At 60.3% G+C, this 24,699-nt stretch carries 15 protein-coding genes; 7 read left to right on the forward strand and 8 right to left on the reverse strand.

Features of this window, described 5'->3' with window-relative positions:
- Positions 1-15 precede the first annotated feature (15 nt).
- The 5 genes from ACYG9R_RS19310 (at position 16) to ACYG9R_RS19330 (ending at position 11,452) form a co-directional block, all read left to right on the forward strand.
- Positions 16-1,821 carry a methyltransferase domain-containing protein gene (locus ACYG9R_RS19310; RefSeq protein ID WP_023734918.1) on the forward strand — a complete coding sequence of 602 codons (1,806 nt, stop codon included), beginning with the start codon at positions 16-18 and terminating at the stop codon, positions 1,819-1,821.
- A 1,152-nt stretch (positions 1,822-2,973) separates the two neighbouring features.
- Positions 2,974-7,905, forward strand: coding sequence for an AAA domain-containing protein (locus ACYG9R_RS19315; RefSeq protein ID WP_023734929.1), 4,932 nt, complete (start codon positions 2,974-2,976; stop codon positions 7,903-7,905).
- The gene (locus ACYG9R_RS19320) at positions 7,902-9,416 is read left to right on the forward strand and encodes a hypothetical protein (protein WP_023734928.1); all 1,515 of its coding nucleotides are present in this window, start codon (positions 7,902-7,904) and stop codon (positions 9,414-9,416) included. The genes ACYG9R_RS19315 and ACYG9R_RS19320 overlap by 4 nt, the downstream gene beginning before the upstream one ends.
- Before the next feature lie 847 nt (positions 9,417-10,263).
- Entirely contained in the window at positions 10,264-10,728 is a 465-nt protein-coding gene (rnk, locus tag ACYG9R_RS19325) for a nucleoside diphosphate kinase regulator (protein WP_023825064.1), read from the forward strand.
- Positions 10,729-10,888: 160 nt separating this feature from the next.
- Entirely contained in the window at positions 10,889-11,452 is a 564-nt protein-coding gene (locus ACYG9R_RS19330) for a nucleoside-diphosphate kinase (protein WP_023825063.1), read from the forward strand.
- 723 nt (positions 11,453-12,175) lie between these two features.
- Here ACYG9R_RS19330 and ACYG9R_RS19335 read toward each other — a convergent pair.
- A complete protein-coding gene (locus tag ACYG9R_RS19335; RefSeq protein ID WP_023825061.1) occupies positions 12,176-13,066 on the reverse strand; it encodes a LysR substrate-binding domain-containing protein in 891 nt (296 codons plus the stop codon).
- A 1,021-nt stretch (positions 13,067-14,087) separates the two neighbouring features.
- Here ACYG9R_RS19335 and ACYG9R_RS19340 point away from each other — a divergent pair.
- The gene (locus ACYG9R_RS19340; protein WP_023825060.1) at positions 14,088-15,242 is read left to right on the forward strand and encodes a sulfite oxidase; all 1,155 of its coding nucleotides are present in this window, start codon (positions 14,088-14,090) and stop codon (positions 15,240-15,242) included.
- Positions 15,243-15,613: 371 nt separating this feature from the next.
- On the opposite strand, the gene ACYG9R_RS19345 is transcribed toward ACYG9R_RS19340, so the two are convergent.
- From ACYG9R_RS19345 to ACYG9R_RS19375, 7 genes are all read right to left on the reverse strand, one after another.
- On the reverse strand, positions 15,614-16,627 hold the full coding sequence (locus ACYG9R_RS19345; RefSeq protein WP_023825059.1) for an ABC transporter substrate-binding protein: 1,014 nt from the start codon (positions 16,625-16,627) through the stop codon (positions 15,614-15,616).
- Between the two features lie 342 nt (positions 16,628-16,969).
- On the reverse strand, positions 16,970-18,118 hold the full coding sequence (locus ACYG9R_RS19350) for a response regulator (protein ID WP_023825058.1): 1,149 nt from the start codon (positions 18,116-18,118) through the stop codon (positions 16,970-16,972).
- 13 nt (positions 18,119-18,131) lie between these two features.
- Positions 18,132-18,479: a response regulator gene (locus ACYG9R_RS19355; protein WP_245260139.1), complete on the reverse strand. Its 348-nt coding sequence runs from the start codon at positions 18,477-18,479 to the stop codon at positions 18,132-18,134.
- 14 nt (positions 18,480-18,493) lie between these two features.
- Positions 18,494-20,602, reverse strand: coding sequence for a sensor histidine kinase (locus ACYG9R_RS19360; protein WP_155923337.1), 2,109 nt, complete (start codon positions 20,600-20,602; stop codon positions 18,494-18,496).
- Positions 20,568-21,131: an SCO family protein gene (locus ACYG9R_RS19365; RefSeq protein ID WP_023825055.1), complete on the reverse strand. Its 564-nt coding sequence runs from the start codon at positions 21,129-21,131 to the stop codon at positions 20,568-20,570. The genes ACYG9R_RS19360 and ACYG9R_RS19365 overlap by 35 nt, the downstream gene beginning before the upstream one ends.
- Before the next feature lie 20 nt (positions 21,132-21,151).
- Entirely contained in the window at positions 21,152-22,159 is a 1,008-nt protein-coding gene (locus tag ACYG9R_RS19370) for an ABC transporter substrate-binding protein (RefSeq protein ID WP_023825054.1), read from the reverse strand.
- A 29-nt stretch (positions 22,160-22,188) separates the two neighbouring features.
- Positions 22,189-23,202, reverse strand: a complete 1,014-nt coding sequence (locus tag ACYG9R_RS19375) for an ABC transporter substrate-binding protein (RefSeq protein WP_081726954.1) — start codon at positions 23,200-23,202, stop codon at positions 22,189-22,191.
- A gap of 859 nt (positions 23,203-24,061) precedes the next feature.
- Between ACYG9R_RS19375 and ACYG9R_RS19380 the strand changes: the two genes are divergently transcribed.
- A complete protein-coding gene (locus ACYG9R_RS19380) occupies positions 24,062-24,586 on the forward strand; it encodes a hypothetical protein (RefSeq protein ID WP_155923336.1) in 525 nt (174 codons plus the stop codon).
- Positions 24,587-24,699: the final 113 nt, after the last annotated feature.

The raw sequence follows: 24,699 nt of genomic DNA on the forward strand, positions 1-24,699 counted from the left end.
TCCCGATTTGTCGACATGGCACCGAACCCGGCGAGCATTTTCGTGCGACCGAGAGCCCAATGCGACGGTTGCCATTCCCTTGAACGCCACCGGCTCCTCTATGAGTTGCTCCGATCCCGGTCGTATCTGAACGGAGCCCGCCGTGTTCTCCATATCGCGCCAGAGCTTGGGCTGGCGCGCGCTCTGTGCGCGCGCTTTGGCGATGGCTACTTCGCCTGCGATATTGATCCGGCCAAATATCCCGGCCTTTCCGTAGCGCGAGTTGATCTATGCGACGGGCTTGCTGAGTTTTCGGAGCAATCGTTCGACATCGTGATACATAATCATGTGTTGGAGCACATTGCATGTGACTACAAGACCATATTGCGGCAACTCGACCTGCTCGTGGCGCAGGGGGGTGTGCACGCCTTCACTGTCCCGTTTATGAGCGGCGGCTTCAGAGAATCGTTCTCCGACAGTGAGAGCGACCGTCTGAAGAACTTCGGCCAGACCGATCACTACCGCGTTTTCGGAACCGAGGACCTGAGTTCAACGATTGCGGCAGTCGTGAAAGTGCCGGAAGCGTATGATGCCAGTTTGATGGTTCCGCCAGAACGACTACGCGAAATAGCAGTGCCGGAAAACCAATGGCGCGGCTACAACAACAATGCGGTCTTCTTCATAGAGAAGAGCGGAGTGAGAGCGCCAAGGACTGTTGCCCCGGTTGGCGGCATTTCAGAACGGCCGCAGCTTCCGTCACGTGATCGTCGACCCGCTGCACTCTTTGTCTCTGCGAACGGCGTTGGCCGCGGCCATATTAGCCGCCAATTGGCCATCGCCTCCCGCCTCTCTCAGCGTAGCGCCTTCTTCCTGACTATGTCCTATGCGGCACGGATGATTGCTGCAAACGGCTTTCCGTTCCAGTTTGTCCCGCATCATGACGCCACCGGTGAGCCGGAGCCGGAATGGCACGCAAATCTAGCGCGCGAGATCGAGCTTGCTTTGAACATGAGTGGTGCCGACACCCTTGTCTATGACGTCAACTTCGTCTTCGACGGGGTTATCGATGTATTGCGCGCACGAAAGCCATTGAAATCCTTATGGATTCGGCGTGCAATGTGGCCTGAGATACATCGCTCCTATATTGGCGCCGGCATTCATTTCAGCACCATCATCGAGCCGGGCGATCTGGCCGAAGCGCTCGATGAGGGACCGACCGTGAGCGACCGGGCCTCCGTTGAGCGGGTGCCGCCCGTATTAGTGATCAACCCTAATGAGAGACTCTCGCGAGAACAAGCCCGCGATGCGCTTGCCTTGCCTCGTGACCGGACGCTCATCATGGTCGATCTAGTGTCGACCAGAATCGATACCTACGTCAGGATGCGCGAGCGCGTTCTGCAAGATCTGCTGGGCAGGCCAAACACTTGTGTGGTCGAGTTGGAGCCGATGCAGAAGACCATCGGCACCGTAACGTCTAGTGACCGTCATCGGATAATCCGCGTCGACGGCGCCTTCCGCTACAGCGCCGCTTGGGACGCAGCCGTGACGCGTTGCGGTTATAACATCTTCCACGAACATATCCTTGGCACGGTTCCGAGCATCTTTGTTCCCAATGATGCTCCGGATATGGACCGGCAGTCGGTTCGTAGCAGATGGGCTGAGGAAAACGGTTGCGGAGCAAGCCTCGCAGTCGAGCCCGACGCCTCGCAGTTGCGGAGCAAACTCAATCTGATCTTCGATAAGGCATGGCGCGAGCGTGTTGTCAGCGCGTGCGCCCGGCTACGATCGGATGGGTGGCAGAACGGCGCCGAAGCGATCGCTCGGATAATCGATGCGGCATGATGGCCACGGCGGTGCGCTTTTACAGCCCGAGATAAAATCGACGGGGAGGTTCTCATTAAGAATCGAGAAGGCGTGGCTAAGGATGCTCTGCGGATCCGACCGCGAAATATTGGCGCGTCATCGAGCCAAAAAGACGTTTGTGATGGGACGTTTGTTAGCGTTCGGCACCTTCACACTATTGGACGTCGTTGTCTCCGTCGCTTTCCGTCGTCATCTCCGGGAGTGCTCATCCTCGCTCCGGGATTATACTGAACATGAATATGTGGAAACATAGGCCCTAGGTCGTTCACCAGAACTAAATACTTTGCGCTTCCAAAGTTAGAGTCAAGTTCCTTCTGCAAAAAGTATCCCATGAGAGTTGAAAACATGCCGACCCCAAGATCAGACAGTTTTTTCGTCCTGATATCAACTGCGTTACCGGAATGATGCAGGGACCAACGAGAGTGATTATACCACTCTTGTCCTGCAGTGAATTCAAGCTCGACGCGCCTCGGCGCATATTGCTTGAAAACGCGTCGAATTATCGGAATAGCCTGCCGCATTGGCGGACTGAGGCGGCTTTCGATCTGTCTCATCGGAATCTCCGTGAAAAAGAAAGTGTCATTCCTATACCACAAGTACCAGGTGCAGCGTAGAGGGCTCCGCACAAACCCGACACGGTATTCTGTTTGTGCCGCGGCATTGACGCAGCAGGACTGCTCAGGGGCGTGGCGAGTTGCGTTATCCGCACAATAGAAATCCTCACAGCTTTCCGAACAGAACAGGCATCCTGACCTGGCTGGCCCCGGATCTGTATGGCGGATGTGGACATGTGGATGTCATGGACCAGAAATCGAAAGTTCGCTTTTGGGAGTGCTAGCGGCAGCAGTGCGCCCAATTTCGGACGGTGAGGCAAACTTTGCCTTCGCCTGGAAGCAGACATTCCGATCGCCATCTTGATAGTCCACGGCAGAGCCCCGAAGCCGCCGTTCGGTCGAGGACTGCGACGTAGTCGGTCGACCCGCGCCAGTGGCCCGCGATCTTCTGGACAACATTGTTCGCTATGATCTACCCCCTTCCGCCAAGGCGCGTATCCTGCTCAAAGGAAGTTGCCAGCGCAAAAACGAAAGCTAACATCTGGAGTGGCCGCGGTAGCGGCTCGGGGGAATTCGCTTGAAGATCATCAACTGCGGGAACGGCCTACATGTGCGCGAGGTGAAGGGCATCGAGACCTTAGCTTCATTGCCTTCGCACTGGTTCGCTTATACGAACCTCGACCTTGCTACCGCGCCCGGCTCAAGCCGCGAGATCGACGTCATCATCGTGGCGGACGACCGCATACTCGTCGTCGATCTCAAGGATTGGTTCGGCCCGATCGAGAGCCGCGATGGGCATTGGTACAACGCCGGGCGGGACCATGGCCCGTCGCCGGTCGCGAAGATATCTGCCAACGCGCGCCACGTCTTCATTCAGCTCGAGGCCCACCTCAAGCGCCACGCCAAGGGCGCAAAGCCGATCGTCCCTAGGGTACAGGGCCTTGTGGTCCTGACCAAGGCCACAGACCTCAGCGGCATTTCGGAGACCGAGCGGCGGGCGGTAATGCCCGTCGCGGCGTTCACTTCTTCGCTCAAGTCGGTTCCCAAGCGGATCGAGGTGTTCGGCAAAGGGCCACCCGCTGGCATCCTGACCTCGGCGGAGTGGAAGGACCAGCTCTCGAAGTTCTTCAATATGAGCAAGGGCGTCTTCGTACCTGGCCGACGGACCTATGGTGGCTTCTATGCCTCGTCCGCCGCACCGGTGTTCGAGCACCCCGAGGGAATCTTCGCGGAGTTCGAGGCGAGCGACGAACGGCAGTCGCCAACCCTCGGAGTCCTGCGGCTATGGGATTTCTCCAAGGCGGAAACTCGCTTCCAGACCGAAGAAGGACGTAGCGAGATCGCCGGTCGCGAGCAGGAGGTCATCGCCTACCTGCAGGACCGAAGCGAACAGTGCGACAGCGTGATTGTCGGCGGCAAGACGCGCGACCCGACCTTCGGCGTACGATACTGGGAGGTCTATGACCGCCGGCGCCGGCTTCACCGTCTGACAGATTTTGGCAGCTCCGAGCTAGCTGACCTTAGCCGGGTCGATCGAATCGAACTGGCTCGCCAATTGCTCTCATCCCTCGACGCGCTTCACCTCGCGGAGGCAGCGCACCTCGACCTCGGACAGCACAGCGTCTGGGTGCAGCGACCGTCAACCGTTCGGCTCTCGCACCTGATGGCGGCAAGCTACCCCGATGTTCGCTCGCTCGGCGAGTCGCGCTTCCAGTTTCTGTCAACAGGCAAGCTGCCAGAGGACATCTTCGGAGTCGAAACAACCCCTAAACGTCGCGACGTGTTCCTCGCCGCTTCCGCCATTCACCGCATCCTCCTGGGCACGGGCCCTGCAACCTCGAGCGGAATTCCCGAGTGGGACAGCGAGTGCGACAAGGCATCCGACTACGTCGAACTTTACGGCTGGCTGGCGTCCGCGCTCGCGCCCGACCCAATGCACCGGTTCAAGGACGCGGGGGACGCGCTGACGGCCTTCAACGCTGCAGTCGCCATCCGGCCCACGCCTGCGGAAGTCGTAGCAGGGCTTGAGCGGCATCGCGGCGCGATCAAGAGCCAGATGGCTCTCTTCCAGGCCTATCCGCCTGCCGAGATCCTGCGAGACGACGAGACGCGCGCCTTGTGGCGCTCCTGCAAGGACGGTCGCGAGGTGCTGGTAAAGGTCTGGAAGCGTGCTTCGTGGGGCGACCAGAAGAAGGAAGGATCGCGCATCCTTGATTTCCTAGATCAGCTCGCCGAGCTCTCGGCAGTCGAGCCCGAGGGATGCGCGAAAATTCTGGGTGCGATGTGGCTGGGCGATGCGATCGTCATGATCCAGGAGTGGATCGATCGCCCCGACCTCGCGCTGTTGATGGCGGAGCACCCAGAGCAATTTGGCGAGGAAGCGCGGCTTCAATTAATCGACGCTCTTGCCCGGCGCGTCGAGGAGTTGCACACCCTTCGCCTGGCGCATGGCGACCTCAAACCTGCCAACATCCTCGTCGATCCCGCAGCACCGAGCGACCCGGTTATCGTCGACCTGAGTGACTTTACGACGGCCACCGAAGGCGACACTGTAACTGCGCGCTATGCCCCCGAGAGCGGCGGTCGCTTCGAACGCGATTGCTTCGCGGTCACAGTCATCGGCGAGGAGCTCCTCGCCGGAAGCGATTCGAGAATATCCGGCCGCCTTCGCGAGGCAATCGCGAAGGTGCGAACCGACGACCCGGCGAACGCGACGTTGCTTCCCTTGATCGATGTGCTGGCAGCCGGCGAGCCGCACGACGCGGACTTGGCGACGATCCGGCTCGCTAGCCCACACGTAGGGGCAGGCCCTTTGCTACCGGACGAGGGCCATTATTTCCTGCGCCCCGCCCCCTGGGGACGTACGCTCATTATCCGCGGGGCCTGCGAGGAGCTTGAGGTCAGCATCGGGGCTGACGGAAAGCCCTACCGGCTCAACCGGCGCGCTCTGGAGCAGTCGAGGATCAGGCTTTTCCAGAGGTTCGAGTTCGCGTCACTCGAAGCTGCCATCATCGTCGAGGACGGTCCAGTTACCAATCTGGAAGACCTCACTCCGCTGCTCGAACGCGAGGATGTCACTGCGGCCCTGGGTCCGACGCAGCCCAGGGCGACGGAGGCCGAGGTGAGCGCGGAGGGCGAGCAGCCCGCCGAACAACGCGACATCGTTTCAGGCGAGTCGCCCGAGGACGACCTGATCGAGGCGATCGCTGCTGAGCCACCGCCGAACGGTCAGGTAGACGTGGCGATGCTGTGGGGGATCCTCGTCGATGCCGAGCGGGAGTTGGTCACCTACGGGCAGGTTGCCGAGGACAGCGTCTTGGACATAAGCATCAACCGGCACAAGGTCCAGTTTGACCTGCTGAGTGGGTCGTTTGACTACAATCGGCGTGACCGTGTCATGGTCGAGCGCGAGGACCGCCGAGGCAATTGGCGGCCCGTCGGCCAACTCGACCTCCAGCGATCCAAGCCTGACACGCTCTATCTGGAAAGCATGCGGCCGGAGCAGCGAAACGGACCGCCGCTAGTCGGGGAGGGCGACGAGCTTCGCTTCCGGAGCCGCATGGAGGAGACCAGCCTCGACCGTCGCCAGGCTGCGGTCAGGCGGATCGTCGGGCGCACCTCGCGTACGCGCAACCTGATCGGAATCCTCGATCCGCGCACCGCGGCAACACCGCAGTCGTTGCCCGATCGCCAGCCGGTCGAAAAGTTGAAGGAGCAGTACGAGCTCAATGACCAGCAGGCCGAGGCCTTGTCAGCTGTGCTCGCCACACGCCCGCTCGCCCTCGTGCAGGGGCCGCCGGGAACAGGCAAGACGGTCTTCATTGCGGCGTTGGTGCATGCCGCTCTCACCTTGGGGCTGGTGCGCAATGTCCTGCTCGCAAGCCAAGCGCATGAAGCGGTCAACAATGCCGCCGAGGCCGTGCTTAAGCTCTTCGCTCGGGCGGGTGAGATACCGAGCATCCTTCGCGTCGGCAACGAGGGTGTTGTCTCAGACCGCCTGCTGCCATTCCACGTCGAGCGAGTCGAGCAGCTCCAGAAGGATAGGTTCCGTGCCGAGATGCGCGAGCGCTTGGCCGTCGCCGCCCAGGGACTGGGCATTCCAGAGGCGCTGACGGACGCGCTGACCCATGTCGAGCTTGCGATAAGGCCCGTCGCGGCCCGGCTGGCCAGCTTGCAGGACGAGGAAAGTTCGGCGCAACGAGTAACAGCGCTTCGCGAGACAATCAGCCAGCAGGTCTTGCCGCTTGGCATAGACGACACGCTGCCCGCCGACCTGGCGGCCGAGAAGATTGTCACGACGATTGTCGACGCCTGCCTCCAGGCCATGCCGCAGGGCGAGCGCCCGAGCGCTGACCGTGTTGCTAGGTTCCAGGCAGTCGCAGGGCTAGCACGCGACTTCGTGGGAACAGTCTCGACCGAGCAACGGAGCCTCGAAACTTTCCTCGCCGGAACGCGCCAGATCGTCGCTGGGACCTGCGTGGGGCTCGGCAGATCGGCGCTTGGCTTGACCTCAACACCCTTTGACCTCGTGATCGTCGACGAAGCGGCGCGCTGCACCGCCAGCGAGCTCGCGGTGCCGATCCAGGCGGGCGCATGGATCGTACTCGTCGGCGACCATAAACAGCTTGAGCCACAGCATCCGGAGTCAGTGGTCGACGAAGTCGCCGAGCGCCTCGGCGTGGGCGTGGCGGAGGTTGCGAGGAGCGACTTCGAGCGCATCTTCGAGACACCCTATGGGATTGCCGCGGGTCACACGCTGCGACGGCAATATCGTATGCTCCCCCCGATCGGTGAGATTGTCTCGCGGTCATTCTATGGCAAGCGCCTTGAGCATGGTCGCGTGACGCCGATCATCGACGCAGAAGCGCTACCTGCCGACCTCAGCGCGCCTGTCACGTGGTTCGACACGGCGCCGTTTGGCGAGCGCGCCAAGCAAGCCGATCCCAATCATCGCAAGAGCCTGACCAATACGGTTGAGGCAGACGTGATCGTAAGCCTTCTTAAGCGATGGAGCGAATGCCAGCTGTTCCTCGACTGGCTTGCCCAACAAGCAACGCATGCCCATGGCATCGGGATCATTTGCGCCTATTCGGCCCAACGTGACCTCGTGAGGCGCAAAATCGCCTTGGCACCGATCCATCCCTCGCTGCGAGCCGCGATGAAGGTGGACACGATCGACAGCTACCAGGGCAAGGAAAACCCCATCGTGATCGTGTCGCTTGTTCGCAATAATTGGGACGGGCCCGTGCAGGGCGGCTTCAAGACAATTCGGCCTGGATTCCTCGCTAGGCCCAACCGCATCAACGTCGCGATCAGCCGGGCGATGGACCGCCTCGTTATCGTGGGTAGCTTGAAGCGATGGGAGGAGGCCGGGCCGATGGACCGGATCGCGCGGGCCTTTGCCAGTAACGTTGAATACGGGCACGCAAGGGAAGTAGATGCAATGGCTTTACTGGAGAATCGGCTCAACGCCGCGCCCATCGATGGCGCCTTGGAGAAGGCACAATGACCGTCCAGCCCCGCAGTAAGGTGACGCTTGGCCCCGTGCGCGAGGGGCTCGTCGAAGAATCGGAGGACGGCCCGCTCCAGTTGGCGACGATCGACCTAACGCTGCCCTGTCGTCGGTTCGTCGTCGAGCACAAAGTCGCTGATGTTGGCAAGGTCTCCGTGACAGCCGAGTTTCTAATTCGCTTCGTCCGCGCAATGGGAAGCTGCACAGAGGAAGCGGTCCAGTCCTTCTTCGGATATAGCCGGCGCGAGATGGCCTACGTTTTCCACGAGGTCGAGGACGCCGACTACATCCGTCGGAGCGAGGGACGCATCACGCTGACACAGACGGGGCTTTCGCTCTTCCGCCCTGGTGTCGAAGAACCACTTATCTACGAGGTCGAGCGCAAGATCGCACGCGTCGGCTTCGACCTCATCTCGCTGGCGCCCGCCGAAAAGAAATTTCTGAGCTACTTCGAGCGGAACCTTCCCGAGCTGCCGCTGGCCGACGTTGAGCAAGTCAGCTCGGCAACGGAAAGGGTGCCGTCGTCGTTCCGTCGTTTCTTTCGCGAGTTCGCGCTGAAGATCGATCCAATCTCGACCCCGCGACGCACGCTCTATTCCATCGACGGGGTGGCGGCTGAGGAGCGCTTTTCGACGCTCGTGCGCGTCCGGTTGGTGTCATCGGGGCTCAAGCCAACCTTACCCGACATCGACCTTTCCGAGTGGAAGTCAGACTACGAGTTGTCAGATCGTGAGGCAGTGGGGCTTGCGGTCGCCGAGATGGTCGAGCGCATGGCTGTTGCGCGGCGGGAAGACGATGGCGAGGCATACCAGCTCCTGATCCAACTTGCCCAAGACTATCTTAAGGAATGGACGCGCCGCGATGGGTTAAGCGTGCAGCGGTTCTATCGACACGCCTTCACGAGCCACGGCGACGTCCGTGCTGACCGCCCGACCGTGCCGATCATCGGCAGCCTATTCACCAAGGAAAATGCGCGTAGGCTGTTCGATGTCGCAAGCTACGGCCTGCGCAAAACGCGCCACGCCGCAGCTGCGATCTATTGGGTGGTGCCCCAGGCCCCACTTTGGGGAAGCACCTCGATCATGGCCGAAATCCTCGAACAGTTCCGCGAACGGATCAATCGCTTGAACGAGGATCTCGGTGTGCGGCAGAACGTAGAGTCGATTTCGTTGACCGCACAGCGCGCCGAGCGCTGGGTGAAGGAAGCCTTCACCCGCGGGTACGAGTCGAACGCCCGTGTATTTCCCGGCGGGTTCGAAATGCTGCTCGTCCCGGGTGCCTTCGTCGCCGCGACGGTCCACGCGCCGATCGGCCAACAATCGGGCTTGCCGGTCCCTTTGGGCTTTGCGAGTTTCGACTCGCACGTGTTGGCGCGTGCGGGCGAGTTGCTCGACGCGAACGCCGAAGCGTTCAAACTCGGTGACGTGCTCAGACGAAACCTTATCGCGCCGCCCGCAACGGAAAAGACGGAGGACAGTGCAGGACGGGCCGTGCCCGCCTCAAAATAGCCGCCGCACCCCTCGAACGGCGAACATGATCCAGAAAAGTTGCGGTTCGCGACCTCGGAGACAGCAGCAGCTTCGCGTCGCACGTTGTTGACAACTCGCGGCGTCGAAAGGGGTCAATGCGCAAGGTGATCGAACCAAGCATAATTTTGAGCGTCGTCGAAACGGCATCTATCCCCAAAAATTCTATTAGAAGCGGTCAGACCGCATGCGGCCCCAAGGCTGCCGGACCGCAATGCGCCTATATCGGCCGCTAGGCATCCCGTCACCCGAGCCTGAAACCGGACGTTCCCGTCATCGTGCACTTAGGTGGATTTTCCGCCATAAGCCGACATCAGTCTACTGCCTTGAGCCCGGCGATCTCGACGCGACGCACCGGCCGTCGGGTGTCTCGACACCGGCAGATTTCAGGACAGTTGGTGATCTGAGTTGACGAACTCGCGCCTATCCTGCGTGCCATCCTAGGCGGCTGCTCCCTCATGTCGCAAGCGCTGCTGCCCCAATCAGGACCTTGTCGGATCCCTCCGGACGTGGTCGATCCGCCGGCATCAGCGTTCTGGCTGGCGTGGGTCGCCTTGACTTCGCGGAGTACGTCACCAACTATAGCTTATGAGCACCGCCGCCAAAATCCTTCGCGATTTTGTTTTCCGGGTTTGCCCCATCGCGGGATCATAACCCCCGGCTCGGCTGCCATGCGCCCCGAGCCGAGGGGCAACACTCCTAAGTCAACATGTGATCCGTAGGGTGCACCGCCTCTGGGCTTTGGTGCATCGACGAAGATTTTCCCGAATTGGCCAGTTCCCGCCACCTTTGATGACGGCACTGGCCCAACTAGAATATGAGTATCCAAATGCAGAACAACACGAAAACTCGGCGCAAGCCGAACATCCGCATCTCGCAGTCGGACCATGCACGTTTATCGGTCCTTGCAAGCACAGTGGCCGCACGAAATCCGGAGGCGGCAGATGAGCTGCTCGCCGAACTCGAGCGCGCGCGCATCGTCGCCGATGGCTGGGTCTCCACCGGCACCGTCCGGATGGGCTCGATTGTGACGTTCAAGCCCGACACCGGCGATCGGAAAACCGTGACGCTGGTTTTCCCTGGCGATGCGGACATCTCCGAAGGCAAGGTTTCGATCCTCACGCCAATTGGCACAGCCCTGATCGGCCTCTCGGCTGGGCAGTCGATCATGTGGACGGCGCGGGACGGGCGTCGACACGAATTGTTGGTGCTTGACGTGAGCCAGCCCGCTCCGGAAGGCGGTGTAGCCGATCGGCGCGCCCCAGCGTCTTCGACAATTGCTGCGGGCGTCTAGACATGGGCGTTTCCATTCGTCTCCTCAATCACGCGGGCAGCCTCATCGCGGGAGTGTGACCCCTGCGCCGGCCTGTCCTGGCCCGCACAGGGGGTAGCTTTCCACACCCGATCAATTGCTTGACGCCGGATCCCTTGCCGGGGCCGGTTGGAGACGCGCCATGCCCACTATCGATAGCTGTAAACTGACCACCAAGGACTACACGATTCTTGAAGTGATGCAGGAGCGCCGACCTGCCCGCGGCGATGCCTTCTCGGCTATCCTTCAACAGAAGATATCGAGCGCAGTTGTGGTGTTTCGGGAAGACATCCCGGCCACTGTCGTGACACTCAGTAGCCGAGTGGCTTATCGGGTGAACGACGGCCCTGCCGAAACTCGCATCGTCGCCCATGACGAGATACGTGGTCTGGTTGGCATGCTTTTGCCGATCACCAATTCGCGCGGCCTGGCGCTGCTTGGTCTGGCCGAAGGTCAGTCCATGTCCATTCCGACAGCGGACGGTGGCCTTGAAACGCTGTCTGTGCATGAAGTGGTCTATCAGCCAGAAGCCGCAAGGCGCGAGAGACTGAAGCTGGCGGGGGGTGCTGGGCCGGGCTCGTGGCGACCGGACGGGCCGGTACTGCGCATCGTCCATCGTTCCGATGAGACGCAAGACAAAGTGGCAAACCATGTCATGGCGGCTTTCGACACCGGGTTCGACGACCCGGGTCCGTCAGCCGCCTGAAAGCTCGACTATCCCGAAGGCTGTGGAGGCGGATAGACAGGCGTTCCGTCAGCTCTTGCCTGCACTAAGTGAGGCCAACGAACCAGGATCTGACTATGGACGATTACGACGACCAGAAAGGCGCCGAGCCTTTGAAGATGTGCGAGCCGCCCTGAGAGGTTGGGTATTCTTCGCCGCTCTAATGACCGGAATGTTGGGCGTGGCCTACGCATTGAGCGAAATGTGGATGACCGACGAAGGTCGTCCAGTCCAGTACGCGACACCAGCTACGCAAGAACAGTACGCGCGTCTGGTTGCGAGTGGGTGACCGCAGTCGGAGTGCGTCCAGAGGAGTATGGGACACACTCTGGCGCACGAAGGCATCAATGATCGACAAGGCGACGGCAATACAGCATTCGTCACATTCTGTATCAACACCAAGATGCCTTCACCGGCTGGCGCTACCTTCACAAGGCAAAGAAATCGATGATGTTCGATCAGAGTGCTTTTGAGGCAACGCTCGAAATGGTGCTCCGTGAGTTCGAGAAGAGATATCGGATTGAGCGGGTGAAGCCGCTTTGGCCATCCTGAATGTAGTCAGGATGGCAGGCCCCGATGCGGCCTTGATGTTCCTTTCGAGCGGTAGCTTCGGGACAGGAGCTTTCCTTGCCGGAGGGAAAGGCTAACGACCGCACCGAGGCGGCAGCGGCCGGGCGGTTTGGGGCGCGCCTGACCGTCCGGCCTTCAGGACCACGTGGCCTCGTCCGAAACCCACTTATGGAACGCGGCGATACGAGGGTCAGTCCAGCAATCTTTTCTGCAACACAAATGATAGGCCTCCGTGTCGTCAGAGATCTGCATATCCTTGAACGGCAGGACCAATTCTCCCTTGGTGATCTCTTGGTAGAGCACAGAGAGGTCTCCAATCGCGACGCCCTGACCCATGGCGGCGGCACGATAGGCCATATCGGCACTGGGAAAGACCTCACCCGAGTTCACGTCAAGAAGGTTCGGCGCAAATCGCCCAGCCCAAACTTTCCAATCGTGTCGATCAGGCGTTTCATGCAGCAGGTTATGGTGAACCAGGTCGGCAGGAAACGTTATTGGCACCCCCCTTTCCAGTAGCTTTGGAGAGCAAACTGGGGTGCCGAACGATTGCAACACCAACACCGCCTCGATATCTTTCGGCCGATTTGGATAACCGCAGTCAAAGGCGAGATCGAACTCACCTCCGAAGAAAATTTCCCAGTCAAAAGGAGCGGTCGTTACCCGAATACCGATTGCAGGCCATTGCTGCTTGAAACGGTCAAGTCGCGGTAGCAGCCACCGAATGGAGAAGGTGGGCGGGCAGATAACCTTCAGATGCCGAGGCTGGCGTTGCAGGTCTTGAGCTCCCGCGGCAATGCTTTCGAACGCGGCCGCCAGGATGGGTTGAAAATTGCGCCCCGCATCGGTCAAGACCAACCGACGGGGCAATCGTCGAAACAATTCCACTTGCAATGCTGTTTCCAACAGCTTGACGTGCCTGCTGATCGCTCCTTCGGTCACGCATAGCTCCTCAGCCGCGCGCGCAAAGCTTTCGTGGCGCGCGGCTGCTTCGAAAGCCCGAAGCGCATTGAGTGAAGGGAGACGCATCGACTGTCACTACCTCAGGAATTCTGAGCCTACCCCAGAGAAAGACTGGTTTGTAGCCGGTACGCTGTCTGCCTACGTTGTCATCTGCAAGCGCGAGGTTGGCACGGAGGCCTGACGGTGAGCAACAATCTTCTTGCATCGACGTTTCAGGACTTGTTCCAGCAGGTTCGAGCAATCAGAATAGCTGGCTATGTCTCAAGATGGCGGCAACAGCATTTCTACCGCCGTGACCTAGCGCGACTATCGGGGGTAGCGCCGCACATGATCGACGACATTGGGTTGACGAAGGACGAAGTGGAGTCTGAACTTGCAAAGCCATTCTGGCGATGATCGGATCCTGTCTAGGCCGACCACTTGAAAGCTGGAACCCTTCGTCGGGTGCGCTAAGCTTCCCCTTCAGGTCAAGTCACGACGCGCCCACGCCAACCCTGAATGTCCGGCCTTGAAGATTCGCAGACCGAAGCTGCCGGTCAGCTACCGGCCCAAGGCTACTGAGCTGTAATGCGCCTCAGTCTGCGGTCCGCTTCGCCACCGCCAAGCTAGAGTAACGGTTGCGCCAGTCTTCGGGATCGGTCGGCGCAGCGCGCTCGTCACGACGAACGGAACGAAGTGCAGCTTTTCAGCCGGTGGGGATCTCTATTGTGATCGCGTGGAAAGGTGGCGTGGGGTCATGGGCCTGAATTGGTCAACCACAAATTGAGCCTTCGATTGGCCTGGTAGTTGCCGTCGCCCTCGATCGCGATCCGAGGGGCTCCGATTTTTGGCAAGACCGGGAATCAGCAGGAACACCGCAAGGTCACTATCCCGTCCAAGTTGTGGACACTTCAATTTCAAAGGCGCATTCTTCAAAGACGAAACCCAAGCAGAGTTTCGTCCAATGCTCCAAATGCTTGAGATGCGTCGCTGATTGCCTGACCTGTCCGGACATCCGGGTGGGGCAGTCATTCATTGTGCGCCTGTCCGTGATCAGGCTACGGCCCACAAGGCAAGCTGCAGTCCGGATCAACTGGGAGGAAACAGAATGCCTCATCTTCAACGCAGAGAACTTATTCAAGGAAGCGCGGCTCTTGCCGCAATCGCCGCTCTCCATGCCTCGCGGGCTTACGGTTTTCCTGCACGGCCCGGCGAGGAAGTCGTCAAATGGACCGATCAGCTGCCGCCGAACCCCGTGCCGGAGGTCATCAAGAATCAGATCGTCTGGGAGGACCTCGATTCATGGGTGACGACCAACGACAAGTTCTTTTCAATCGCGCATTTCAACAGGCCGGTCATCGACGCAGCCACGTGGAAGCTCGAAATCGGCGGCCTAGTCAAAAAGCCGTTGGCCCTGACGCTCGCCGACATCAAGGCCCGGCCGCGCCAGGAAGTCACGTTCACGGTCGAATGTTCGGGCAATACGGGCCTCCCGTTTTTCAACGGCGGGATCGGCAATGCCCGCTGGGCGGGCACGCCGCTTGCACCGATCCTAGAGGAGGCCGGCGTTCTCGACAGCGGCATCGAGGTTGTCTTCTGGGCCGCCGACGAAGGCGAGATCAAGAAGGCCGATGACGTCACGTTCAAACAGAACTTCGCGCGCAGCATGTCGCTCGCAGACGCCATGGATGCAAAAAACATCCTTTGCTACGAGATGAACGGAACCACCCTGCCGCCCGACAACGGCTTCCCGGTGCGGCTGATAGCGCCCGGCTGGTACGGGGTCGCAAACGCGAAATGGCTCAAACGCATCGAGTTGCGCGACCAGCGCTTTGAGAACCGGTTCATGGGACGCGACTACGTCACGCTCCGCGAGGAGGACCATAACGGTGAGATCGTGTGGGTGGAAACCTCCGTCGGACGCGCGCGCCTCAAATCGGCGCCGGCCCGGGTGACCCATATCGGCAGCGATTACCGGATCGTTGGAGCTGCCTGGGGTGCACCGATCGATCGGGTCGAGGTGAAGATCGACGAAGGCCCGTGGATGCCGGCGACCCTTGACGCCACCGAAGAGGCTGAGTTCGCTTGGAAGATGTGGTCTTTGGACTGGCCCAAGCCGTCCGCCGGGGAGCACACCGTCACCTCGCGCGCGATCGATAAGAGCGGCAACATTCAGCCGGCAATGACCGATCCATGGATTGCTAAAAAACATACCTATTGGGAGAGCAACGGACAGGTGACCCGCCGTATTCAGGTCAGTTGACGGCCGAGCAGCTTTGAAAGCTGTGTGGGGACGGGTTTGAGTGCGATCCCGTTTCGCCCTGGGCATTGCCAGTTTAAACAGCGGTGCGGACGCAGAAATGATCGATAGGCCGATAGAGGTGGAATACGCAACGCTGCGCACGATTTTGCGCTCCAGGTGGCCATGGCGTTGTTGGCGGCATAGGGCGCAAATCTAAAGTCGCTGCGGTCGCCGTCGCCCTTGCGAAGGCGAGGCCGGTGTAATATTTGGAGGCTGGTTGGTGCCGACGTCCGCCCGTTAGTTGCCGCGAAAATGGCACAACGACACGGGCGCCTATCCTGCTCGCCCGCGCTATGATCAGCGCCAAGGCGAGAGCTGCGTCTGCTAAGGTCTCAGGCCTTCAACTCGCGTTTGAGCTCCTCGAGGAAACGCCAGTCCGTTCCGTTGGCCAGGATTTGTTGCGGGCTCGACTTGATCATGCCGGTCTCCTGCATGCGCAGCGCATAGAAGCGCACGCTGTCCTCGGCGTCGAACACGCGCCACTTGTCGTGCTGAGCACCGTTCAGCGTCCCAAGAGCTTCGTCATAGTTGGGTAGAAAGCCTCGATCGACGAGCTGCTGTGCCGCCAACGACGGATCAGAAGCGCACAGGTCAGCGGATTTGAGAATGGCGCGCAACACCCGCTTCGTCGCGACCGGGTATCTGCTCACATAGTCCGCATTGCCGGCAACCATGCAGCAAAAGTATTGCGACCACGGGCGGTCGGTCCCGTTGTTGACGATCGTATGGCCGATCTTCCGGGCGTGCAGGATCTGCGGTTCGGGCGGACCAGCCATGTAGGCATCGACCTTGCCGTCGATGAACATTTGCATAGGGGCCTGTTCACCCTCCACCCACTCGATATCGTGCATGGGATCAAGCCCAACGTAGTTGGCCATAAGGGCCGTCAGGATGTGAGGATGCGACTCCACCGACCCTCCCCCGACGCGCTTGCCCCGCAGATCCCTGATGCTGCGGACGCTGTCGTTGCCGATGAGCTCAAAGCAGCCGGAATGCACGCCGATCAGCACTTTGACCGGCACGCCAGCGTCGATCGATCTAATGTGCATCGACGGCATGTTCATGTCGAAATCGATCAGGCCGGCGGAGAGCCACTTGGAATTGTCGATGTGCGTGTCGCCTTCGACATATTGGACATCGGTGAAACCGTCGGCGCGCAGAAGTTCTCCGGCGAGGTAGATGGACGCCCAGCAGTAAGCGCCTCCGACCCACTGTCCCAAGCGGACGGTTGTCGTTTCCAGAGCAGGCTCCCCGGCCGCGCTGGATGGGCGGACATTGAGGAGCCCGGCACCACCGATCGCCGACAGGCCGGCCAGGAATGCGCGACGATTCTGAATTAGCTTCATCGGGACGCTCCTTTGGCAAACGGATCGTCCCTAGGAACCAAGCAAATGACCCCAGTAGAGGACGGACAATGCGTGAGCGCGCCAAGTAATCGGGAGTCGAAGCACGCCCTGTATAAAGGCGGAGTCTTGTCGCTCTTCAGTCGCTGACCAAGAACGCTTTCAGCCAGCGATTAACGACCATACGCCTTCTCAACGTTCGTGGCGAGGGCAATGCTCTCAGCCAGGGCCAAGCCCTGTACGGAACCCTCGCGATCGCTGATCGGTCTGGCTGCCGGCATCCTTGTATGGCCCAATTCACTCGAATGCGCAGAAGGCGATCTATCTCATTAGACACAGTGATCCCTAGCTTGGCCGACCGACCCACCGCACGATTTCATAGGCCGGCATCGGGCGGCGAAAACCCTTCAGTGTTAGTTCACCAACCGGAGCGGATTCGACCAGTGATTCGACCGCGCCGAAGACCCGTTGGCTGACGAGAATCTGTCGAGCCTTTGCCTCTTCGCACAATCGAGCCGCATGGTTCGACACAGTGCCAATTACCGCATAGTCGGCGCGCTGATCGAAACCGATCCGCCCGATAGTTGCATGGCCCCGAGCGATGCCGATTCCGAAGCCGAGCAAGTAATCCCGCTTCCGCCATTGCTCCGAATGCCCGTCAATCGCATCGCGCATTGCCGCGGCCATAGACACGGCCCTCTCAGAATGGTCGGCGCATGGCAGGGGATCGTTGAAAACCACGACGATACCGTCGCCGACGAACCGCTCCAAAGTCCCTTCGTAGCGGACGATTTGTTCGCCGAGACAGGCGTGATACTCGCCAAGAACCGTCATCACTTCCTCGGGCTCGGCGGTCTCGGCGAAGGCTGTAAAGCCGCGTAGATCGCAGAAAACGACGGTTACCTCGCGGCGGTGACTTTGCAGAAGCGCATCGCCATTTCCCGCCGCAACGATGAGGTCGGCGACCTGCGCGGGCAGAAACCGCCGGAGCCGGCCCATTCGCTCGATCTCGGCCACCTGCTCAGCCACGGTCTGCTCGAGCGAGCGGTTCCAGTCGGAAAGCTGTGTGGCCTGATCCTGAAGCAGTTTGGTCTGGCTTGCGACGGTATCGTGAAGCGCTTTCTGGCGCAGCATAGAGCGCACGCGCGCCAGCAGCGCCTGGTGCTCGAAGGGCTTCGTCAGATAATCGTCGCCGCCGGCATCCAGCCCCTCGACCACATCGCGCGTGTCGGCCTTCGCCGTGACGAGGATGACCGGAATCGCCTGGAGGGATATGTCCTGCTTGAGCAGGCGCACCACACTGATGCCGTCTAGCTTCGGCATCATGATGTCGAGCAGGATCAGATCCGGCTCGAGTTCGCGGGCTTTCGCAAGCCCCTCTTCACCATCCGCGGCAGTCACTACTTCGTAGCCATTTGCCTCGAGGCGCATGCGCAGGATCTCGAGATTTTCCGGAGTATCGTCGACCGCGAGAATTCGAGGCGGATCGTGCAAGCAATGTCTCCCCTCAGGAAAGGAACTGGCGAATTTCGGCGAGCAGCTGGCGCGGACTGAATGGCTTGGCAACGTAGCCATCGCACCCTGCAGCAAGGGCTTTCGCCTCGTCGCCCGAAAGCGCGTAGGAGGTGACCGCGATTATAGGAATGTGCCGGAGCGCTGGGTCGGCCTTGATGCGGCGGGTCGCTTCATACCCGTCGATCACAGGGAGCTGAATGTCCATAAGGATCAGGTCCGGCCTGTGCGCTCCGGCTGCTGCGATGCCGGCGGCGCCGTCCGCCGCCTCGATCAGTTCGTATTCGGTGGTGGCAATGAGATCCCGGATGATCTGGCGGTTGTCCTCGGTGTCTTCCACCATCAGGATTCGTTTGCTCATGCGGCCCTCACGTTCCCTTGCACCCGGATCGGTATTTTCAGGCGGAATGTCGACCCTGACCCGATCACGGACTCGACGTCTATGGTTCCGCCATGCATTTCGACGATGCGCTTCGAGATCGCCAGGCCCAGTCCAGTGCCGCCCTTCTGCTTGGTACTGCTGCTGTCGACCTGCTGGAATTCTTCGAAGATGAGAGCGTGGTCCGTGGACGCGATGCCGGGACCTGTATCCCGGACGGTGATCACGAAATGTCCGTCGGCCGCACCAGCAAGAATGTCGATCGCACCCGTCTCCGTGAATTTGACGGCATTGCCTGCGAGATTAAGCAGAACCTGGGTTAAGCGGCGCTCGTCTCCGCGGCCGATCGGGAGGTTCTCGGGAATGGTCGTAGCAAGAGTCAGACCTTTCGCTTGCGCCAGCGGCTCTATAGCCGCGACGGTTGATCGCACCACCTGTCCGACGGAATAGTCCTCAAGCGACAGACTGAGCTGGCCGGCTTCGATCTTTGAAAGGTCGAGCACGTCATTGATGAGCCCAAGGAGGTGGCGGCCGTTTGCCTGCACGCGTACCACGGTCGCTTTTGCCTTGTCCGGGAGCTCGCCGTAGATGCCGTCGACCAGCAGTTCAGTGAAGCCCAGAACCGAATTGAGCGGTGTCCTGAGCTCGTGGCTCATATTCGCGAGAAACTGGGACTTGTGGCGGCTAGCTGCCTCCAGCTCCCGGCCTTTCTCCTCGATCTCGCGGAACAGCTTGGCATTCTGGATCGCGAGCACCGATTGGGCTGCGAAAGTCTCCAGCAGGTGCACGACCTGCTCGTCGAACTCTCCTGGCTCCCGACGCCTGACGACCAGTGCGCCGACGATTTTTTTCGGCCTCAGCAGCGGAATGATGAGAATGCTCCGGTAGCCGGCGTCGAGCATGATCTTCTGAACGAGCGAGCGCGTTCCCGTAGCGAGATCGGGGATCTGGACAGGCGTGCAGTGCTCTGCAGCACCGCCGATTCCCATGTCATTCAGCCCGATGGCCTGATCTGACATCACCGCAATGAGTTCATTGCTCATCCCAAAGGTCGCGCGCAAGCGGAACTTTTGGCTCGTGCCGCTGAACACATAGATTGTGCCCGCGTCCGTGTCCGACAGTTGAACCGCCTTGGCCACGATCGTCTTCAGAACCGTGTCGAGATCGAGCGTGGAATTGACGGCCTTGCTGACTTCGCCAAGCGCCTCCAACTCGCCCACGAGTCGTGCAAGCTCGGCTGTTCGAGCTTGAACTTCCTGATACAGTCGCCCAAGCTGCGCGGATGTCTGATTGACGTTGCTGGCAAGCGCGCCTAGTTCGTCCCGGTTTGCAACCACAACCTGTTGGGCGAAGTCGCCGGCTGCTATCTGGCTGAGACGCGCTTCGATTTTCTTGACCGGCTCGACCAACGACGAGGAGATGATGTAGCCGAGCGCCAGCGCCAGCAGGATGCTGCCCACCGCAAAGGAGACGACGATCAATCTGGAGGTTCCGTACGCCCCTTCGGTCGTCTCTATTGCCGCCACCATGTCGGCTTCGGCGATGTTGACCAGCTGGTTGGTCAGGCGCTCGAGGCGGTCGGCCGATGGCACGATCTCGTCCAGCTGGACCTTGCGCGCCTCCTCGGTATTGCCGGCGCGAATGAGTTCGGCCACATGCGTCACCCCGGCCGTCAGCTGTTCGTACTCTTGCCTGACCTGGCCAAGCAATTCCACCTCGGCTTGGGCGACGAACTCCATGCGGTCGAGATCGTAGCCGAACTGATTGAGCTGGCGCAGCGCCGCATCCAGCATCCGGTCGTCCTGAAGCAACAGGGCGGTGGAGATGCCGTAGAGCTGGGTGGTCGTATCGTGCTGTACCTGGCGGTAGGCCGCGATCCTGCGTTGCAGCTTGATCAGCTCGTTGGTCTGGTCATTGACCCCACTCAACACCTGCAACCCGACGGCCCCGAGCACGATCAGCAGGCCGACGATCGACAGAAACGCGATCAAGAGCTTGGTCTGGACGCGCGCCGGCAGCCGGGCAACCCAGCCGACTAGCTGGTTCGTTATGTTACTTGGATTCGTCCAAGAGGCTGAGAAGGTCACCCCGGAACTCCTCGAGGTCGAAACGAACGCCGAGATACTGTACGCGCAACATACCGCTCGGGTCTATGAGCGATGCCACTGTGGTATGGTCGATATCGCCCTCGGCAGTCTTCCGCGCGAATACGCCGTATTTCAGCGCGACCTCGCGGACAGCCGACGGATCGCCCGTGAGGAATGACCAACCCTTTGGATCGGCACCGAAAGCCGCGGCATATTCCTCGAGCACTTCGGGCGTGTCGCGCTCCGGGTCGAGGGTGATTGAGACGAAGTCGATCTTCGACCCGAAGTTGGATCCGAGCTCGTCGCGCACCTGCGCCATGTTGGCGGTCAGCATCGGGCAAACGCTGGTACAGTAGGTGTACATGAACGCGACCGCGACCACCTTGCCGCGAAAATCGCGTAGCGACACGCGCGTCCCGTCCTGCGATGTCAGCGTGAAGTCCGGAGCGGGCCCGATAACGGGCAGGCGTTCCTCGTGGGGCGCGTCCTGCGCCTGCGCCGGCCAAGGAGCGAGCAGAGACAGTGCCAATGCGCATGCCGGCCAGCAACTCACGTCTTCATCTCGCGCTTGAGCTCCGCAAGGAAACGCCAATCCGTACCTTCCGCGATAATCGTGTCGGGTGTGGAGCCGATCAAGCCGATTTCCTTCAGCCGCAGCGCATAGAAGCGGACGGTGTCAGTTGAATCATAGTCCCGCCATTTCCGGTAAGGCAATTCGCTGATCGCTGCGAACGCATCATCGTAGTGGCTGGCGAACCCGCCCGCGACCAAGCGCTCGGCAACCAGGGCCGGCGCGGCGGTGCATAGATCCGCAGCCTTGAGGATGGCGCGCAGCACCCGCTTGGTGGCAACAGGATGCGCGGCCACGAAATCGCTGTTGCCGGACAGTATGCAGCAGAAATATTGCGACCAAGGTCGGTCTACGGTGCTGTTGACGATCACATGGCCGATTTTGCTGCGCCGCAATTCCTGCGGGTCCGGTGGAAAGCCCAGGAACGCATCGATGTCGCCGCGCGCGAACAGCTCCTTGGGCTTGACCGCCGGGTCCACGACCCAGTTGATGTCGCGCACCGGATCGAGCCCGACATAGGCCGCGATGCTGGCGAGGAACAGATGCGGCCCCGAGCCGAGCCCCTGGACGCCGACGCTCCGGCCTTTCAGATCGACGACGCTGTCGATCCCGCGCTTGGCAAACAGCTCGAAGCAACCGGGATGGACGCCACCGAGCAGAGTGATCCGCGCACCGGAGTCCAAGGCGACGATCGAATTTGTCACGAAGTTGAGGCTAAAGTCGATCTCGCCATTCGCCACCGCGGAGGCCGTGGCCGTACCGGGACCTGCGGCGACATAGGCAATTTCGGTGAAGCCCTCAGCGCGCAGCAGGTCCTCTGCAACATACTGTGGCGCCACGCAGATGCTAGGGATCTTGGCCAAGCGAATGCGCGTGGTCTCCGGCGCCGGCTCGGCAAGAACTCGAGTTGGAGCGCCGACGAGGCTTGCGGTGCCGACAGCCGTCAAGCCAGCCAGGAAGCGCCTGCGGCTCTGGTTGATTTGCATGTCTACGTCTCCCCTCGAGACAGATGGGATCAGGTTTTCAGCTCACGCTTCAACTCGTCGAGGAAGCGCCAGTCGGTGCCGTCGGCAATAATCTGTTGCGGACCCGCTTTGATCATGCCCGTCTCCTGCATGCGCAGCGCATAGAAGCGCATCGAGTCTTCAGGATCGAAATCCCGCCACCGGTCGTAGCGGATATCCTTCAGGGTTTGCAGCGCGTTGTCATACGACGGCATGAATTCGCGATCGACCATCAGCCGCGCCACCATCTGCGGATCCGACGCGCAGAGGTCGGCGGCCTTGAGGATCGATCGCAAGACCCGCTTGGTCGCCACCGGGTATCTTGTCACATAGTCCGTTGTGGCGGAGATCATGCAGCAGAAATATTGTGACCATGGGCGGTCTACGGCATTGTTGAGGATCGTATGGCCGATCTTTTGGGCGCGCAGCTCCTGCGGCTGGGGCGGCGTGCCGAGGAATGCGTCGATCTTCCCTTGAACGAAGAGTTCCGTCGGCTTGACACCCTCGGTCAAGACCCACTGGATATCGTTGACGGGATCGAGCCCGACATAAGCGGCCATGAGGGTCAGCCACACGTGTCGCGAGCTATTGAAACCATCCACTCCCACTCTCTTGCCCCGCAGCTCCGTGACGCTGCGGATGTTCTCCCTTGCGATCAGTTCGAGGCATCCCGAGTGCAACCCGGTCAGCACCTTGATCGGCACGCCGGCGTCGATCGACGTGATCTGGTTCGGCGGAAAGTTCACCGAGAAGTCCGTCTCGCCGCGCGCGATCCATTCCGATTGGTCGATGCTTTTGTCGCCTTTCACGTAGCGAACGTCGGTGAAGCCCTCGGCGCGCATCAATTCTCCGGCGATGTACGCGCCTGCCCAGCAGTAGGAAGTATCAACCCACCACGGCAGACGAACCGTGGTCGTTTCCAGTGGAGGTTCAGCGTGTAGTGACTCCGGAAGACCGACGATACCTGCAGCGCCTACCATTGCAGCGCCGGCCAGGAATCGGCGGCGGGTTTGGATGGTCTGCATCAGAACGCTCCTCTTCCGATTGGCAAAAGGCAATATTGGCCGGAACCGAGCAAAAGAGGTTTCGGCAGAGGCAGATGGTCCGGTGAGCGCGACGAGTAGTTGTGGAACCTAGGCGCCTAGTCCGATGTGGGAGTCTTGCGCTCTCAGTCGCCGGCTCATGTATTAGCAGCCGACGATATGCCTACGGTACGCCCAATTTGCGTAGGTTGCGAGCGCAAAACTTACTAAGCCAAACGTCTTGGTCCCACCGGCTGAACGTCCGCTATCGTTCTTCGGACGCGAAAAGCTGCCATTCCGCTGACGGCCAAGAGCTGACGACGAGATGAGATATGCCTGGCGGCGCGATCAGTCTCTAAATTCGCGATCTCTTGCCCATCGTTGCATCTCTCGTACTGTAAGCCTTCGGGTGAAGTGGCATCGGGCCGTTGGTTGGGACCCGCGTTGACAAGTCGGTCCGTGTTGCCAACTGCCGAAACGCTGACCTACGTAGAAATTGCTGCACAGTACTCTCAAATTCGCAAGCCGCAGCGCAGAACGAAACGCCACTGGTTGCGCCTACCTTATCTCCCTGCTGCTCGGATGAGTTGCGCCCTACTTCAATCACTATCTTCGATCGCAAGCCCGAGCATGTGAAAAGGGCGCCTTCAGTGCCCCTTTCCGTTTCGTAAATCGTCGGAAGCTTGCGCTCGGCTCAGAGTAGACAGTATCAGGTTTTTAATTCACCGCTTAGCCTCTCTAGGGAACCGTTGCGGCGGATTGCTCTATTCCTATATTCAGTTATATTTACATCTACATTTGACTTTGCCGTTTGTTCATGTTATGTTCTATCGTGACTAAATAAACAGCAATGGAGATTGAGATGGAGAAATTTGCCGTTATTCTTGACGGTAGCGTTGAAGGCAGACCGCGTGCGTGCACGTTCGCGGGGGATGCGATTGGCGCAGCTCTTACTGTCGCACACGCGCAGCGTGTCGCCGTAGTGGTCCCGTCGACCGACGAGCTTGCCGTCCTGGCAAAAGAGATACCGGTCGGTCGAGTGTCGCCGGCCGGCAAGGTCGTCTGTGCGTTTGTAAAACACGATGTCTACGAAAAGTTCGCGGCTTTGATCGGCACCGAGCACGAGCTGCGACCAGCCGATGCCGGCAGCGTCGCCGACCAGCCTCCCGTCACGGCACCGGCGCAACAGCTGGATCTTTGGTCTAGTATTGTCGTTGGCTCGACTGTGCTTGCCACGGTCGGCCGCGAGGACGGCTGGTGGGAGGCCGTTGTCCTTGCCGCCGATCCCTCCAGCGACCGCTTAACGTTGTCGTGGCGTGATTGGCCGAACCTGCCGTCGTTTAGTACATCGCGGCGCCGCGTAGCGCTTGCTGCACCGAGCGCTTGAACCTCGGTTGCCTTCGGCGGGAACGCGCCCGCCGAAGGCACATTTATTCCGCCAAAAGGTGATTGTGCAATCTCAAGTTGCATTTAACTCGTAAATGTGTCATTGTGATTGTG

It is taken from the genome of Mesorhizobium sp. RSR565B (assembly GCF_054719465.1).